Origin of the sequence: Rhodoferax fermentans (genome assembly GCF_002017865.1) — a bacterium.
Lineage (GTDB): Bacteria > Pseudomonadota > Gammaproteobacteria > Burkholderiales > Burkholderiaceae_C > Rhodoferax > Rhodoferax fermentans.
Map to the genome: position 1 here is coordinate 2,142,045 of NZ_MTJN01000002.1, position 17,120 is coordinate 2,159,164.

Consider the following 17,120-nt stretch of genomic DNA (forward strand, 5'->3'; position numbering starts at 1 on the left):
GTGCCACTGGGTACGCTGGACAGATCACCGCCGCCATTCTTCCGGCAGGGGCCATCGGCCTTGTCCAAGCTGGTTTTTTTTGGTGTGTTGGCCGTGCTGCTGATGGTGGCAGACAACCGGTTCAGCATCATCAGACCGGTTCGTGCTGCGATTGCCACGGTCATCTACCCCTTGCAGTGGGCCATGCTACAGCCGGTGGTCTGGACGCGAGAAGGTGGCAAGTACTTTGATTCCCTGACCACCTCCCAGGCCAATGAGGCAGCGGCGCAATACCAGTTGGGCCTGCAATCCCAGCGTGCCCAACAGGTGGAGCAGCTCAGCCAGGAAAATGTCCGATTGCGCGCTCTGCTGGGCCTGCGTGAACGGGTCAACACACCTGCTCTGGCAGCACAGGTCCTGTATGACGCGGCCGATCCGTTTACCCGCAAGGTCATCATCGACAAAGGCGCCCTGGCTGCTGTGCAGTCAGGCTCGCCAGTGCTGGACGAGCTCGGTGTGCTGGGCCAGGTCACACGTGTTTATCCGCTCGTCAGTGAAGTCACCCTGATCACGGACCGCAACCAGGCCATTCCGGTGCTCAACGCCCGCACCGGTTTGCGCGCCCTGGCTTTTGGGGATGACACCCCGGGCAAGGGTTCACTGGAACTGCGTTTTTTGGACGCCAATGTGGACCTGCAAGCCGGTGACCTGTTGACCACCAGTGGTGTGGACGGCGTCTACCCCCCTGGGCTGCAAGTGGCACGGGTGGACAAAATCGAACGTGGCGCAGATTCTGCCTTCGCACGGGTGCGCTGCATCCCGGTGGCAGCTACCGCTGGCAGCCTGCATGTGCTGGTGCTGCAACCACTGAGCGGACAGGTGCTGGCACGGCCAGAGCCCACTGTCAGCGTGCCTGCGGCCAAAGCCAAAGGAGGCAAACCATGATGATGCCGCGTGGCCAGCAGTTGTTATTGCCAGCCAATCCCTGGTTCATCTGGGGCAGCCTGATCACGGCGCTGGCGCTGAATATGCTCCAAAACATGGGGCTGTGGGGGCGCGCCGCCTGGTTGCCGGATCTGTTGGCACTGATCCTGGTGTTCTGGGCCATTCACCAGCCCCAGCGGGTGGGTGTGGGGGCGGCCTTTTTGCTGGGTCTGGCGATGGATGTCCACCAGAGCGCGTTGCTGGGTCAGCATGCCCTAGCCTACAGTGCCTTGAGTTTTTTGGCCATTGGCATTCACCGGCGGATTCTGTGGTTCTCGGTGCCGAGTCAGGCGCTGCAACTGCTGCCGTTGTTTGCCGCGGCACACGCACTGACCTTGATCATCCGGCTGCTGACCGGGGAGTATTTCCCCGGATGGTCGGTGGTGTTGTCCCCGCTGATTGAGACCCTGTTGTGGCCGGCGGTGAGTGTGTTGCTGTTGCTGCCGCAGCGCCAAGCGCCCGACCGTGATGACAACCGCCCGCTCTAAACCATGACGGTGATCCGCAACGTTCAGGCCGAGCTGTCGCGTTTTCGCCTGCGGGTGCTGGTAGCCAGTATCGTGGTGGTGGGGTGTTTTGGCCTGGTGGCCGCACGGCTGGTGTATCTGCAGGTCACGCGCCACGAGGACCTGCTGGCTCAGGCTGAAAACAACCGCACCGCCATCGTGCCGATCGTGCCCAACCGGGGCCTGATTCTGGACCGCAACGGGGTGGTGCTGGCCACCAACTATTCCGCCTACACGCTGGAAGTCACACCCTCCAAGGTGGCCAACCTGGAGCAGACCATCGACGATCTGGCCAAGGTGATTGACATCACACCGCGGGATCGCAAACGTTTCAAAAAATTGCGTGAAGAGGCCCGCAGTTTCGAGTCCTTGCCGCTGCGCAGCCGACTCACCGACGAAGAGGTCGCCCGCTTTGGTGCGCAACGCTACCGCTTCGCGGGGGTGGACATCAAAGCCCGCCTGTTTCGCAACTACCCGTATGGTGCGCTGGCCAGCCATGTGATCGGTTACATCGGACGCATCAACGCGGCTGAAAAAGAAGAGCTGGAAAACTCCGAAGACCCAGCCAACTACCGTGGCACCGACTACATCGGCAAACTCGGTGTGGAGCAGAGTTTCGAGCCCCAGTTGCACGGCATCACCGGCGTGGACTCGATGGAAACTTCGGCTGGCGGGCGCGCCACCCGGCGCCTGACCAGTCAGCCATCGACACCTGGCAACACCATCAAGCTGTCGATCGACATCAAGCTGCAAAAACTCATCGAGGATCTCTATGGCGAACGCCGTGGTGCGCTGGTGGCCATCGACCCCAAGACCGGTGAAGTGCTGGCCTTTGTCAGCAAACCCACCTTCGACCCCAACCTGTTTGTGGAAGGCATTGACCAGGAAAACTGGCAGCTGCTCAACGAGTCCATTGACAAGCCTCTGCTCAACCGGGCATTACGTGGCACCTACCCACCGGGCTCCACTTACAAACCCTTCATGGCATTGGCCGCTCTGACCACCGGCAAGCGCAACGCCAGTACCTTGGTCAATGACCCGGGCTTCTACATGTTTGGCGGCCACCGTTTTGGCAGCCCCGAGACCGACCGCACCGGCATCATGGACATGCGCGCCGCGATCCTCTACTCCAGCAACGCCTATTTCTACTCGCTGGCCAATGAACTCGGTGTGGAGACGATGCATGACTTCATGGCCCCGCTGGGTTTTGGGCAGATCACGGGCATCGACATCCACGGCGAAGTACGGGGGGTGTTGCCCAACCAGGCCTGGAAACGCAGCTACTTCAAACGCCCCGAACAACAGAAATGGTATGCAGGTGAAACCATTTCCCTCGGGATCGGGCAGGGTTACAACAGTTTCACCATGCTGCAGCTGGCTCAAGCCACAGCCACGCTGGCCAATGGGGGTCTCAAACACAAACCCAGGCTGGTGATTGCCACACAAGATGCCCACACGCGGGTCGAGTCACCTCTGGCGGCCAATCCGGCGGTGAATCTGGGCTTCAAACCGGAACATGTGGACACCATCCGGCGCGCCATGATGGGTGTGGCGCAAGAGGGCACCTCGTCGCGCGTTTTTGCCGGTGCCAGCTACACCAGTGGGGGCAAGACCGGCACAGCGCAAGCCGTGTCGCTCGGCAAAAACGAAAAATACAGTGCCATCCGAACGGAAGAGCGCAAACGTGACCACTCGCTCTACATCGCTTTTGCGCCAGCCGACGACCCCAAGATTGCGCTGGCCTTGATTGTTGAAAACGCCGGTTTTGGCTCCACAGCGGCGGCTCCCATCGCCAGGCGTGTATTTGACTACTGGCTGCTTGGGCAATACCCCAGCGAGGAAGACCTGGCGGCCGTCAGCCGCGGTCAGGCCACCGCACCGATTGGCCAACCACGACTGGCCAGCGAAGTGCCCCTGGCCAGCGTTTCAGGCCTGCCCAATGCAGCGGCCTTGGCTGCCAGTGCGACAGCCTCTCAGGCAGCGGGTGCGGCAAGTGGGGCCACATCGGGCGCCCTGGCTGCGTCTGCCACGCCAGCCGCCAGCGCAGCCAACCCACTTACGCGCAGGTGATTCGGTCGCGCCCGTCCTGCTTGGACCGGTACAGCGCAGCATCGGCACGGGCCGTCAGGCTGTGGGTGTCATCTTCGGGATGGGCCAGCGCCACGCCGCCGGACATCGTGACCGTGAGCACCAGCGCCTGGGTACGCCGGTCACGGATTTTGAGCGCCTTGGTGTGTGCACGCACCTGCTCGGCCACCTTGAGACACTCTTCCAAAGTGGTATCTGGCACCAGCACGGCAAACTCCTCACCACCGTAACGCGCCACACTCAGCGTTCCATCCGGGGGGAGACAAGTTCTGAACACCTCACCCACGGCTTGCAACACACGGTCACCCTTGAGGTGCCCATGGGTGTCGTTGACAGCCTTGAAATGGTCAATGTCAAACATGATCAGACCGTGCTGACGCGCCTCGTTGGCAGGCCGCGCCAGCATCGCCGCCAACCGCTGGTCGAAGCCTTTGCGGTTGAACACCTGGGTCAACGTGTCGATCAACGACTCGTCACGTACCCGGTTGAGTTCATTCTGCAAACGCTGGATTTCACTCTGACTGCCCTTGACATCCGACTCCAGCGCATGGGCTGAGCTGCGCATACGCACCGTGCTCTCCATCACCTGAAGCACCATCGGCGCCATCAGTTGGTTGTTGAGGGTTTGCAAATTGGCGGCCAAGGTGTCGAGCTGCGCGCTGAATTGATCGGCGCTGTTGCCGGTATTGCCTGCGGCATCGGCCAGGGTGACCATGACCTTCTGCAACTCGTTGCCAATGCGGTGCATCGCCTGGGGATCCAGTTCCGCCACATGAGCCTGGTACAACATCAACAAGTCATCGTCGGTGAGTCGGCGACCACCGCGCATCAGCAGGTCCATGGCGTGGTTCAAGCGGGTGTTGATGCCAGCAGCGTACTCAAACCAGACGGTATAGGTCAGTGGATTGAAGGCCGCATCATGCTGACCCATACGCGCCAGCACGATGCGCAGCAGCTCGGCGCTTTGTTCTTTCGACTGTGAGTAGCGCAAGATCAACTTTCGAAGGAAGAGTCGACGGTCAAAGCCACCATGATAGCCACTCAGCGCAAAAAGGCGTCATAACTTGTCTTCAAAATGAGCGCACTGACCACCACCAGAAACACCCCCCGCACAAAGCCGGTGCCATGTTTGAGCGCCAGCCGGGTGCCCAGCAGGCTGCCCAGCACATTGGCCAAGGCCATCACCAGCACAAAATGCCACCAGATGTGTCCTTTGCTGATGAACAGTACCAGCGCCGCCACATTGGTGGCGCAGTTCACCAGCTTGGCCGCTGCCGAGGCGCTCAGAAAGTCGTACCCCAGCACCCGCACAAACAAGAACACCAGAAAACTGCCGGTGCCCGGGCCAAAAAAACCGTCATAAAACCCAATGACCAGACCAATCGCGGCCGCCGCCAGCTGCTCCTGACCACCTGCAAAACGCGGTACATGGGTGCGGCCCAGTTCTTTTTTGGCCAGCGTGTAGAGCAGCACCGCCAGCAGCACCAGCGGCAAGACCTTGCGCAAAAAATCAGGTGAGATCACCGTCACCAGCCAGGCTCCGGCAAACGAGGCCACCAGACCCGCCACCGCGGCTGGCCACAGGGCGACCCAACGTATCTGCACCCGGCGGCTGTATTGCCAAGTGGCAAAGGCCGTGCCCCACAGCGATGCCCCCTTGTTGGTGCCAAACAGGGTCGCCGGGTGGGCGGTGGGAAAAGCGGCAAACAGGGCAGGCACCAGGATCAGACCACCGCCACCAACGATGGCATCGACAAAACCGGCAAACAGACTGGCCAACGACACAATGAGTAATTCCATGGGGGCCATTGTCGCATTGGCCACGCCTCGGCCAGCTTCTTTTTGTATAGCTATTGACCCTTTCTAGATAAGGGCTGAAAGCCTATTTTTCATATAAACCCGGTCACCCCTCGAGGGGGCGGCGCAGCCATTAAAAAAGGCACCGGGTTGGCCGGTGCCTTGTCTCTGTTTTTTTGTGTGACCTTGTTGGGTCTGTCTCCTGGGGCCTCTCACCATGCCTGGGCGTAGCGCCCGGGTGATGGGTTGACTGTATGCGCCACAGGGGTCGGTGGCCATCAGGACATACCCTTTTCAGGTTTACCCTTGATCTGCGTCTAGGAATCGGGTCCAGGCCTGCCCAGCACCTTGTGGGTCCGGGCCAGGCATTGGCACAGAACTACTTGGCTGCGCCCGCCACCACCGGCAAACCCGCCTTGCTCCAGGCGATCAGACCACCGTCCATGTTCACCGCCTTGGTGAAACCGGCCTTGGCCAGGATCTCCTGGGCACGGGCCGAGCGTTGGCCGCTGCGGCAGAACAACACCACCGGCTGGTTCTGGTGGGCGCGCAACTCCGGCAGACGGCTCTCCAGCTGACCCAGCGGGATCAGCGTGGTGCCGGGCGCATGGCTCTCGGCGTATTCGTTGGGTTCGCGCACATCAATCACCAACGCGCCCTGGCTTTGCAGGGTGGCACCCTGATTGACATCGACGCTGGCCACACCGGCCCAGGCGCCAAGTGAGGCGCTCAAAGCAACACACACCAGTGCAGATCGAAGCCATTGTTTGTTTGTCATGCGGTTCACCTTGTTTGAAAAAGAGGCAGAGCATACAGGCGAGCACCGGCCCCAGCCAGCTCAGATGTCAAATCTGACACCTTGCGCCAGCGGCAGCGCGCTGGAGTAGTTGATGGTGTTGGTGGCTCGGCGCATGTAGGCGCGCCAGGCGTCCGAGCCACTTTCGCGGCCACCGCCGGTTTCTTTCTCACCCCCAAAAGCACCGCCAATTTCAGCACCCGAGGTGCCGATGTTCACATTGCTGATGCCGCAGTCCGACCCGGCCGCCGACAGGAAACTCTCCGCCTCACGCAGGTCGTTGGTGAAGATGCTCGACGACAGACCTTGCGGCACGTCGTTGTTGAGCGCGATGGCCTGGGCCAACGTCTGGTAGCTCAGGATGTAGAGGATGGGCGCAAAGGTCTCGTGGCACACCACCTCGGTCTGCGCGGGCATCTCCACCAGCGCCGCGCTGACGTAAAACGCCTGCGGGTACTGCGCTTGCAACACCCGTTCACCCCCGGTGACCACACCCCCTTGCTGACGCGCCAGGACCAGCGCCTGCTGCATGGCCTCAAACGCGGCCTGGTCGATCAGCGGGCCCAGCAGCGTGCCGGGCTCGGTGGGTGCGCCGATCCTGAAACTGGCATACGCCTTCTTGAGCCGCGCGACCAGATCACCATAAACATCCGCATGCACGATCAGACGCCGTGCGGTGGTGCAGCGCTGCCCGGCCGTGCCCGCTGCGGCAAAAGCCACCGCGCGCACCGCCATGTCCAGGTCGGCACTGGGCGCCACCACAATGGCGTTGTTGCCACCCAGCTCCAGCAGGCTGCGGCCAAACCGTGCTGCAACTGCCTGGCCCACGGCCCGGCCCATGCGGGTGCTGCCGGTGGCCGACACCAGGGCCACCTTGGGGTGGTCCACCAGCGCCTGGCCGACATCGGCGTGACCCAGCACCAGCTGGTTCAGGTCGCGGCTGAGCGCCGGTTGGCCAAAACGCACACAGGCGCGCTCAAACAAGGCCTGCACCGCCAGTGCACACAGTGGCGCTTTTTCGGAGGGTTTCCAGACCACCGCATTGCCACAGACCAGCGCCAAGGCCGCGTTCCAGGCCCAGACCGCCACCGGGAAGTTGAAGGCGGTGATCACCCCCACCGCGCCCAGCGGGTGCCAGGTTTCCATCATGCGGTGGCCGGGGCGCTCGCTGGCCATGGTTGAACCGCAGAGCTGGCGCGACAGGCCCACGGCGAAGTCGCAGATGTCGATCATCTCCTGCACCTCACCCAGGCCTTCCGAAGAGACTTTGCCCACTTCCAGCGTCGCCAACTGACCCAGCTGCTGTTTGTGTGCACGCAACTCCTCACCCAGCAGGCGCACCAGTTCACCACGCTGCGGTGCGGGCACCAGACGCCAACGCAAAAAAGCACCATGGGCACGCACGGCGGCATGGGCCACCTGGTTCAGGGGTGTGCTGTGGACCTGGGCCAGCAGCTGGCCGTCGATTGGCGAGACCGTGGCCAGATCACCGCCTTGCAACACCTGGGGGGCCACACCCAAAGAGGCCATCAGTTCGGTGACAGAGGTTGGCATGATTGCTCCTGAAAAAGGTGCTGCTAGCCCTTATTCTATAAGGGCTATCGCCCATTTTTACCTATAACTCCTCGGGTCGATGGGTCGGACAGTGTCCGTCCCCCGGCTACCAACTCAACCAATCGACTCGACCTGGCGCGACTGCTGGTAGGCGCTGCCAAAGCGGTTGGCCAGCAGGTCGGGCAGGGCCACCTGCTCCTGTTTGATGAAGCCCGACTGCGGTAGCTTTTTCTCGCGGAACAGGTCGATGGCGCCACAGATGCCCGCTGCCGTGGTGATCTGGATCGCGCTCATCGGGTTGGTCTCACTGCGGTCGGCAAAAATCTTGCGGGCAAACACCTCTTGCATGAACTTGCCGTCACATTCACCGCTGACGGTGACAAACACCAGCACCACGTCCTGCATCGTCAAGGGCACGGATTTGCGCAGGATCGCCTTGAGGGTTTCCTGGTCGTGCTGCATGCCCAGCTCCTGCAGCAGCATTTTCATGATGGCGCCGTGGCCGGGGTAACGCACGGTCTTGTAGTCCAGCGTTTGCACCTTGCCTTTGAGCGTGTCGCACAGGGTGCCCAAACCGCCCGAGGTGTTGAAGGCTTCGTACTCGGTGCCGTCCAGGCTGAAATGTTCCATACCTTCAAGCGGCAGCACCTCGATCACGTTGCCGTCCCGGATGGCTTCGCAGGGGTGGCAGTACTCGTTGATCAGGCCGTCCACACTCCAGGTCAGGTTGTACTTGAGCGAGTTGGTGGGGAAGGCCGGCAACGCGCCCACGCGCATCTTGACCTCGTGCAGGTCGGTGAACTTCTGGGTCAGGTGGTGCGCCACGATGCCGATGAAACCCGGCGCCAGCCCACATTGCGGCATGAAGGCGGTTTTGGCGCCGTCGGCCAGAGCCATGATCTCGCGCGTGGCGGCCACGTCCTCGGTCAGGTCAAAGTAGTGGCAACCAGCGACCTTGGCCTGGGTGGCCACGGTGAGCGCCAGGTGGTAAGGCAAGGCGTTGATCACGGCGTCATAACCGACCATGCTGTTGCGCAGTTCGTCCACGTCCGAGGTGTCGATCAGCGCGGTTTCCACCGGCAAATGGGCCAATGCCTTGAGCGCCACCACACTGCAATCGACCACCTTGACGGTGTAGTCACCACTCTTGGCCAACCAGGCCGCAATGGTTTGGCCGATGTGTCCGGCACCCATTAAAACAACACGCATGACTTGCTCCTTAAACATCACCGAGATACACCCAGTTTAGGTCTCTTGTGTGTCAAAAGTGGTGGTGTATTGGACACAATCGTGTTTAAAACAGACACTATGATGAACGTATTGTCATAACGTCAATTTTTGAAAACCATGAATCCAAGCGGCTTGCCCACACCCCCTGTTCTGCGCGACGCGTTGGACCGCCAGTTGCTGGCACTGTTGCAGCTCAATGCGCGTGAATCGGCTGCCAACCTGGCGCGCCAGCTCGGCACCGCACGCACCACGGTGTTATCGCGCCTGAACCGCCTGGAACGCGAAGGCGTGATTGCCGGTTACACCGTGCGCCTGGCGCAAGACATGCTTAACCAGGGTCTGCAGGCTTTTGTGGGCCTGACGGTGCAGCCCAAGGCCGGGCGTGGCATCGAGGAGCAGCTGCAGCGCATGCCCGAGGTGCGCCAGCTGTGTGCGGTCAGTGGTGAGTTTGACTATGTGCTGCTGCTGCGCGCGGAGTCGGCAGTGCGGCTCAACACCCTGCTCGATGACATCCGCAACCTTGAAGGCGTGGTGAAAACCACCACCTCGGTGGCACTGGCCTGGAAGATTGAGCGCACCTAAAAAGGGAACGTCGGCCCCACACCTGCACGAAGGTAGGTCAGTGCAAGTTACGACAACTTGGACCCATTTCTGGCACGTTACTTGCAAAACAAGTAAAATAGTGTTTCGTTTTTTGCAATCGTTGGAACAGGCCTCTGCCTGCCATAACCGAGAATTTTCCCGCCATGCGTACCAACCTCCCCGTGAGCCAGCAGGAATTCCAGTTTCCAGCTGCTGAGACCCTGCTGTCGACCACCAATCCAAAGGGCACCATCACCTACGCCAATTCGGCGTTTGTGCGCACCAGCGGATATGCGCCGCATGAGTTGCTAGGCCAGCCGCACAATCTGGTGCGCCACCCGGACATGCCGGTGGAAGCCTTTGAAGACATGTGGCGCACCCTCAAGGACGGGCAATCCTGGCGCGCGGTGGTGAAAAACCGGCGCCAGAATGGGGACCACTACTGGGTCTGCGCCAACGCCGCACCGATGCGGCGCAAGGGCCAGCTCACCGGGTATCTGTCGGTGCGCACCCATCCTCCGCGCCAGGAAATTGATGCCGCTGCCCAGCTTTATGCCCGTTTCAAAGCGGGCAAGGCGACCGGGCTGGCTTTCCACCGGGGCTTGGTGGTGCGCACCGGTCTGATGCGCTGGGCCAGTACCCTGCAGCTGCTGCCCACCGCTTGGCGTGTGCGCCTGCCGCTGCTCGGTGTGGGGCTGGTGACCGGTTCGGTGCTGGCCAGCTCAGGCTTGGGCACGACGGTGATGCTGGCCAGTGGTGCTGCGCTGACGCTGAGCCTGTTGTTGGCCGATGTTTTCATGGAGCAGCAAATCACCACACCGCTGCGGCACATCAGGGCGGCGGCACAACAGGTGGCGACCGGTGAGTCAGCGCCCGACCTCAACCTCAACCGGGTGGACGACATCGGGCAAATCGCCCGCTCCGTCAACCAGTCCGGCCTGAACCTTCAGTCCCTGGTGGCCGATGTGTTTGAGCAGGCCTCGGGCGTGCAGGTGGCCAGCCAGGAAATTGCGGCGGCAGCCAGCGACCTTTCCGCCCGGACGGAGCAGGCTGCCTCCAACCTCGAAGAAACCGCTGCGGCCATGGAGCAGCAAACCGCCTCGGTCAAGCAAAACGCGGACACCGCGTTGCATGCCAGTTCCCTGGTTCAGAACGCCACCGAGGTGGTGGCCCAAGGTGGCAACAACATGGACCTGGTGGACGCCACCATGACACAAATCACCAGCGCAAGCCGCAGAATCGCCGACATCATCAGCGTGATTGACGGCATTGCCTTCCAGACCAATATCCTGGCCCTGAACGCTGCGGTCGAGGCGGCCCGGGCCGGGGAGCAGGGCCGGGGGTTTGCCGTGGTGGCCTCCGAAGTGCGCAGCCTGGCGGGGCGCTCAGCCTCAGCGGCCAAGGAAATCAAGGCCTTGATCGACGACTCAGTCCGACAGGTCGAGAGTGGCTCAAAACTGGTGGCCCAGGCCGGCCAGACCATGGCCGACGTGGTGAGCCAGGTCAACCATGTCAACGTCCTCATGCGCGAGATCACACTGGCGTCCAAGGAGCAATCTCAGGGCATTGCACAAGTCGGGCAAGCGGTGGCCCAGCTCGATGACATGACCCAACAAAACGCCGCCATGGTGGAGGAAAGCAGTGCCGCTGCAGCGAGTCTGGGTGAACAGGCACTGCGTTTGGTGGGTGCGGTCAAGGTGTTCTCGTCATAGCACGGTACAGTGCGGCCCATGACAACCCAAATCTCTCTCATTGGTGCACCCACCGACATTGGCGCGGGCAGCCGTGGTGCCAGCATGGGCCCCGAGGCCCTGCGTGTGGCCAACATCATCCCGGTGTTACAAAGCCACGGCCTGAACGTGACCGACCGGGGCAACCTGAGCGGCCCCGCCAACCCCTGGCTGCCGCCGGTGGATGGCTACCGGCACCTGGACCAGGTGGTGGCCTGGAACCAGTTGGTGCACAACGCCGTGTATGCCGAGTTGCAGCAAAAACGCTTACCCATCTTGCTCGGTGGTGACCACTGCCTGGGCCTGGGCTCGATCAGCGCGGTGGCGCGGCATTGCCGCGATGTGGGCAAGAAGCTGCGGGTGTTGTGGCTGGACGCCCATGCCGACTTCAACACCCATGCGCTGACCCCCAGCGGCAACATCCATGGCATGCCGGTGGCCTGCCTGTGTGGTTATGGCCCGGAGGTGCTGACCAGCATCGGCGGCCAGGTGCCTGCGATCAACCCCAAATGGGTGCGCCAGATTGGCATCCGCAGCGTCGACGCCGGTGAAAAACGCCTGGTGCACGAGGCCGGCCTCGACGTGTTTGACATGCGTTTCATCGACGAGATGGGCATGCGCGCCGCGATGGAACTGGCACTGGCGCTGGTGGACGCCAACACCCACCTGCATGTGAGTTTTGACGTCGATTTTCTCGACCCCGACATCGCGCCGGGTGTGGGCACCACGGTACGCGGTGGCCCGACCTACCGCGAGGCGCAGTTGTGTATGGAGATGATCGCCGACACCGGGCGCCTGGCCTCACTCGATGTGATGGAGCTCAACCCGGCCTTTGACGTGCGCAACAAAACCGCCGAGGTCGCGGTGGACCTGATCGAGTCGCTGTTTGGCAAAAGCACCTTGATGCGCAAAGCGGCGGCCTGAGCGCATTCACTGGGTCAGAAGCTTTCCCATTCACCTTCGGTACTGGCTTGTGCTGCGGGCGCCTGAGGCGTCGGTTTGGGCAAAGCCTTGGCGGTCGGGCTGGCAGCTTCTGACCGCCCAGGTTTGGCTGCTGACAGTAACTTGGGCCGGGCTGTGCCAACGGGCTGAGGTACAGGGCGACGCGGCCGCGCCTGTTGGGTCGGCACCGACGGCCGCGCCCCAGCGGTGCTGCTGCCCTTGAACACCGCCACGGTTTGCACCAGCTCCTGGGCCTGTGTGCGCAGACCACCCGCAGCCGCAGCCATCTGTTCTACCAGCGCGGCGTTTTGCTGCGTGGCCTGGTCCATTTGTGTCACTGCTTCGCTGACACTGGCCACACCGGAGGCCTGTTCACTGCTGGCTGCGCTGATCTCGCCCATGATGTCGGTCACGCGGCGGATGGCGTCGACCACCTCGGTCATGGTGGTGCCAGCCTGGTCTACCAGCGTGCTGCCCAACTCCACCCGCTCCACACTGGTGTTGATCAGGGTTTTGATCTCTTTGGCGGCCTCGGCACTACGTCCGGCCAGGGAGCGCACCTCAGACGCCACCACCGCAAACCCCCGGCCCTGTTCCCCGGCGCGGGCCGCTTCCACTGCCGCGTTCAAAGCCAGGATGTTGGTCTGGAAGGCAATGCCGTCGATCACACTGATGATGTCACCAATCTTGCGCGAGGCTTCGTTGATGCCGCGCATGGTCTCTACCACCTGTCCAACCACTTGTCCGCCCTGAGCCGCCACACTGCTGGCATTCATGGCCAGCTGGTTCGCTTGGCGCGCGTTGTCGGCCGACTGGGTGACGATCTGGGTCAGGCTGGCCATGCTGCTGGCGGTGCGCTGCAGGTTGCTGGCGGTCTGCTCGGTGCGGTCACTCAGGTCCTGGTTGCCACTGGCAATTTCGGCTGCCGCCAGCTCAATGCTGTGGGAGCCGGTACGTACCGCCGACACCGCCACGTCCATACGCTCCAAAGTGGTCTTGAGGGCCTGACTGGAGGGGGTGCCTGTGACCACCCCGGACACATTGAGCAAGATGCCATCGGTCTGGTTGATGCGCGATACCAGCACCGCCAACTCTTCCCCGGCCTGCGCGGCACGCGCCATGCCGGTAACCAGCACAATTTCGACGCCCGACTGCACCACCACATACACCGCGTGCAGCACGATGACTTTGAAGTTGGGCTCTGTCAGGCAATACAGGCCATAACCTGCTGCTTGCAGGCGATCAAATAACACATGGTGCACCGCGTACATGGCGGCACCAAACACAATGATGCGCCAGTCCCGGTACACCAGCAACAGTGCCAAGGTGACGAACACACCAAAGTGGAACTCCAACATGCCTTGCGCCAGCTGGATATGCAACACCACCAGGCCCACCAGCACAAAGGTCAGCACAAAGCGGCTCAGCGTACTGCCTTTGGCGCTGGCATACACCACACCCGCCAGCAACACAAAAGCCGTTGTTCCACCCACCGCGAGCGCGGTGTCCACAAACTGGGCGCCCAGAATCAGCGCCGCTACCGCGCTGAGCCCAATGGCCAGCAAAATGATCCGGTCACCAAACGTGTCTACCGGTGTTGTGTCTGCCACGTTGTGGGTCATGTCTGTCTCCTGGGTATGCCGGTGGGTGGTCAGGTGCCACGAGCCGGTTGGCCCGGACTATGCCACAACGACTACCCCCTCTTGGGCACCGCAGCCACCTCAACCCAATCACTGCGTTCCTTGTGGCTCACCCCGCCAGCAAAGCCGCATTCCCCCCCGCTGCCGTGGTGTTGATGGTGATGGTCTGCTCGGCGCAGAAGCGGTACAGGTAGTGCGGGCCACCGGCTTTGGGGCCGGTGCCTGACAGGCCTTCACCACCAAAGGGTTACACCTCACTCAACACAGTCAAAATAAAATACAATGAATTTATCGTAAATAAATTTCATCGCATTATGAAACCCAATCCTGGCGGCATGCTTCAACTCAACGACATCGTCGGGCGAGACGCCGTCGTCGCTTACCTGCAGACGGCTCTGTCTCAACAGAGCATATTGTTGGTGGCAGAAAGGCGGACTGGCAAAACCCACGTTCTTGAAAAATTCAAGGCCACCGCCCCGGCAGATTGGGTTGTGATCAAGCGTGATATCGGCGCCATTCGCAGTGCGCCAGAGTTTGTGGAATACGTCATGGCAGATCTCTACCCACATTTGGAGGCAAAAACCAACTTCAGAAACTGGTTACAAAGTTTGGGAGAACAACTAGGTGGTACGCAAATTGGCCCCATCAAATTGCCAAACTTTGCGGCCAAGCAGTGGAAACAAATTCTGAACGATGCCGTCGCACATCTGCATGAGAACAAGACGCTAGAACGCGTCGTTTTCCTCTGGGACGAACTGCCATGGATGTTGGAGATCATCGCCAAGAACAATCCCCAAGAAGCCATGGAACTGCTGGATGTCTTGCGCGCCCTGAGGCAACAACATGCCAGCAAACTGCGCATGGTGTTCACTGGCTCACTTGGTCTGCACCACATCGTGCGCAGACTCAAGGCACTGGGTTACAACAACACACCGGTCAACGACATGCTGGCGGTGGAAGTAGAGCCACTCACGCAAACTGATGCCATCAGTCTGGTGCAGCGCCTGTTTACCGACAACGGCCTGTCTGTCACCTCACACGCCGTGTATGAAGAAACGGCCAAAACACTGGACTGCATTCCGTTCTACATCCACCACGTGGTATCTGCGCTGCTGAAGCAGCCCGCGTCGTCAACCCAGCCGCTGGACATGGCCGCAGTGCATGCGGTCATCGATCACGGCATTCACTCCAGCGACAACCCGTGGGATTTGCAGCACTATGAAGAGCGAACACTGGACTACTACCAATCCCAGCGTGCTGAATGCTTGGCCCTGCTGGATGTTGTGGCTTCTCATGTGGCGCCACTGTCCATGGTTGATGCCATTCGGCTCGCCAAAGCCGCTTACCCTTTGGTGGAGCAACAGCAGTGGATCGAGCTATCTCGTCTATTGGAGCGCGACCACTATTTCATCCGCAACGCCGCAAGCGAGGTCAGTTTCAAATTCACCGTGGTCAAACGCTGGTGGGTTTGGCATCGCGGGCTGACCGTCCAGCACAAAGGAGAAGCGGCATGAGTGACACCACAAATGCCAGCACACCAACGCTGGTCAACAAGGCGCTTTATCTGTCGCATTTCACGCCCAGCATGATGGCCCCGGAAACGCTGGAAACCATGCTGGTGCAACGCGAACCTTTGCTGCAACGCAGCTTGGACCATGTGCTGGAGAGCTTGCGCACCGGCAGCAGCCACCACACGTTATTTGTCGGCCCGCGTGGCATTGGCAAAACCCATTTGATTTCACTGTTGCACTACCGATTGGCAACAACTGAAGAGGCCAAGAGCAAAGCTCTGATCGCCTGGATGCGCGAGGAAGAGTGGGGCGTGACCAGTTTCTTTGAGTTGGTGCTACGTATCCTGCGCACACTTGATGCCAGCTACCCAGAGCTGCAAGTGGATGCGCTCACCACACCGCTGTATGAACTTCCTCTGAAAGAAGCAGAGAAGCTTGCGGAATCCATTCTGCTGCAGATCTTGGGCACCAAACGCCTTGTGGTGCTGCTGGAGAACCTGGACGACTTGTTTGACCAGTTGGGGGAGCATGGCCAAAAAGCCTGGCGCGCCTTCATCCAAAACCACAACAACATGGTACTTGTATGCACCACGCCCGCCATGTTTGCCGGGGTGAGCTTGCAGAAGTCCGTGTTTTACGGTTTTTTTGACATCGAAGCCCTGAAGGAACTGGACTTTGAAGACGTCGTCAACCTGCTGAGAAAGATTGCAGTAGAGCGCGGCGACCAAGAACTGGCCGCCTTCATCGCCACATCCGAAGGCCGCGCCCGCATCCGGGCCGTGCACCACTTGGCCGAGGGGAACCCGCGCATCTACATCATCTTCGCCCAGTTTCTGAGCGCACAAGCCTTGGATGAGCTGGTACCCGCCTTCATGCACACCCTGGACGAACTCACGCCCTACTACCAGGCTCGGATGAAAGAGCTACCAGGCCAGCAGCGCAAGATCGTTGAGTACCTGGTGAACTACCGTGGCGCAGCTCCGGTCAAGCAGATTGCCAAGTCCTGCTTCATCACGCAGCAAACCTGTTCCAGCCAACTCAAACAGCTCAAGGACAAGCGTTACGTGCGCTCAATTGAGCAAGGGCGCGAGAGTTACTACGAGTTATGCGAACCGTTGATGCGGTTGTGTATGGAAGTAAAGAAGCAGCGCGGGGAGCCGATCAGCCTTTTTGTGGACTTCTTGCGGATTTGGTACACGACGGATGAATTGACGACCATGCTGCGCGACCCGGAAGTCATCTGCCGAATGGATTTACGGTATCTCGAACGGGCGCTCTTGTTGGCGCAAGAGACGAACGCTGATCCCAAAGTCATGGCGATCTACAAAGATTTGTCACAAGCCAGCGTCCAAGGACGAACTCAGGAAGTGATCAACCTCATGAAAGAACTGACCGCCTTGAATTCAGATACCGATGCGGCGTGGATGCGCTTTGGCCTCGCCCTGTTTCAATCACCGCATATGCTCCACACAGACGTTCCAATCGAGATATTGAATTCTTGGGCCGATGCCGTCATCAATCTCATGCATTGGCAAATGGACAACCCCAACCACAAATCGCTCTTGCTTCTTGCTTCAGAGGAGCGCAAATTGATTGAACGCTTTGCTGTTGCCATTCAGCAGATGCAAAAGGGTTCAGCGATTTGAATATCCGTAAGCCTCGTCAACATCGCGCAGGGGCGTGGGCAGGGCGGATGTCGGGGGCGATTTCAAAAAGCGAAGCGTATGAGCCCCCGGCAATCGCCCTGCCCGCGCCCTGGGTTCAACGCGCAACCGTCGCCA

13 protein-coding genes and 1 pseudogene are annotated in these 17,120 nt (G+C 60.6%); 8 read left to right on the top strand and 6 right to left on the bottom strand.

What is annotated here, in order from left to right; genetic code table 11:
- The 3 genes from mreC to mrdA are packed head-to-tail and all read left to right on the top strand — an operon-like array spanning nt 1 to nt 3,539.
- Nucleotides 1-924: a rod shape-determining protein MreC gene (gene mreC, locus RF819_RS10190; RefSeq protein ID WP_078364884.1), complete on the top strand. Its 924-nt coding sequence runs from the start codon at nt 1-3 to the stop codon at nt 922-924.
- Complete coding sequence (gene mreD, locus RF819_RS10195; protein WP_078364885.1) at nt 921-1,451, top strand: rod shape-determining protein MreD; 531 nt, start codon at nt 921-923, stop codon at nt 1,449-1,451. Before mreC ends, mreD begins: the two co-directional genes overlap by 4 nt.
- Nucleotides 1,452-1,454: 3 nt before the next feature.
- Complete coding sequence (mrdA, locus tag RF819_RS10200) at nt 1,455-3,539, top strand: penicillin-binding protein 2 (RefSeq protein WP_078364886.1); 2,085 nt, start codon at nt 1,455-1,457, stop codon at nt 3,537-3,539.
- Here the strand turns inward: mrdA and RF819_RS10205 are convergent.
- The 5 genes from RF819_RS10205 to RF819_RS10225 form a co-directional block, all read right to left on the bottom strand.
- Entirely contained in the window at nt 3,526-4,548 is a 1,023-nt protein-coding gene (locus RF819_RS10205) for a GGDEF domain-containing protein (protein WP_143541665.1), read from the bottom strand. The genes mrdA and RF819_RS10205 overlap by 14 nt on opposite strands.
- A 50-nt stretch (nt 4,549-4,598) precedes the next feature.
- Entirely contained in the window at nt 4,599-5,357 is a 759-nt protein-coding gene (locus RF819_RS10210; RefSeq protein WP_078366887.1) for a sulfite exporter TauE/SafE family protein, read from the bottom strand.
- A gap of 376 nt (nt 5,358-5,733) precedes the next feature.
- Complete coding sequence (locus RF819_RS10215; protein WP_078364888.1) at nt 5,734-6,132, bottom strand: rhodanese-like domain-containing protein; 399 nt, start codon at nt 6,130-6,132, stop codon at nt 5,734-5,736.
- Between the two features lie 60 nt (nt 6,133-6,192).
- Nucleotides 6,193-7,704, bottom strand: coding sequence for an L-piperidine-6-carboxylate dehydrogenase (amaB, locus tag RF819_RS10220; protein ID WP_078364889.1), 1,512 nt, complete (start codon nt 7,702-7,704; stop codon nt 6,193-6,195).
- A 114-nt stretch (nt 7,705-7,818) separates the two neighbouring features.
- Nucleotides 7,819-8,913, bottom strand: a complete 1,095-nt coding sequence (locus RF819_RS10225) for a saccharopine dehydrogenase family protein (RefSeq protein WP_078366888.1) — start codon at nt 8,911-8,913, stop codon at nt 7,819-7,821.
- Nucleotides 8,914-9,051: 138 nt separating this feature from the next.
- Between RF819_RS10225 and RF819_RS10230 the strand changes: the two genes are divergently transcribed.
- The 3 genes from RF819_RS10230 (at nt 9,052) to rocF (ending at nt 12,170) form a co-directional block, all read left to right on the top strand.
- Nucleotides 9,052-9,516, top strand: a complete 465-nt coding sequence (locus tag RF819_RS10230) for an Lrp/AsnC family transcriptional regulator (protein ID WP_078364890.1) — start codon at nt 9,052-9,054, stop codon at nt 9,514-9,516.
- Between the two features lie 164 nt (nt 9,517-9,680).
- Nucleotides 9,681-11,228: a methyl-accepting chemotaxis protein gene (locus tag RF819_RS10235; protein ID WP_078364891.1), complete on the top strand. Its 1,548-nt coding sequence runs from the start codon at nt 9,681-9,683 to the stop codon at nt 11,226-11,228.
- 18 nt (nt 11,229-11,246) lie between these two features.
- Nucleotides 11,247-12,170, top strand: coding sequence for an arginase (gene rocF / locus RF819_RS10240; protein ID WP_078364892.1), 924 nt, complete (start codon nt 11,247-11,249; stop codon nt 12,168-12,170).
- A gap of 14 nt (nt 12,171-12,184) precedes the next feature.
- Here the strand turns inward: rocF and RF819_RS21900 are convergent, their stop codons facing one another.
- Nucleotides 12,185-13,810: a methyl-accepting chemotaxis protein gene (locus RF819_RS21900; RefSeq protein ID WP_078364893.1), complete on the bottom strand. Its 1,626-nt coding sequence runs from the start codon at nt 13,808-13,810 to the stop codon at nt 12,185-12,187.
- Between the two features lie 353 nt (nt 13,811-14,163).
- On the opposite strand from RF819_RS21900, the pseudogene RF819_RS22025 reads away from it, so the two are divergent.
- Nucleotides 14,164-14,712: pseudogene (locus RF819_RS22025) on the top strand (AAA family ATPase); the annotation flags it as partial.
- A 482-nt stretch (nt 14,713-15,194) separates the two neighbouring features.
- Nucleotides 15,195-16,985 (top strand): AAA family ATPase, encoded by a 1,791-nt coding sequence (locus RF819_RS10255; protein WP_143541666.1) that lies wholly within the window; start codon nt 15,195-15,197, stop codon nt 16,983-16,985.
- Nucleotides 16,986-17,120 lie beyond the last annotated feature (135 nt).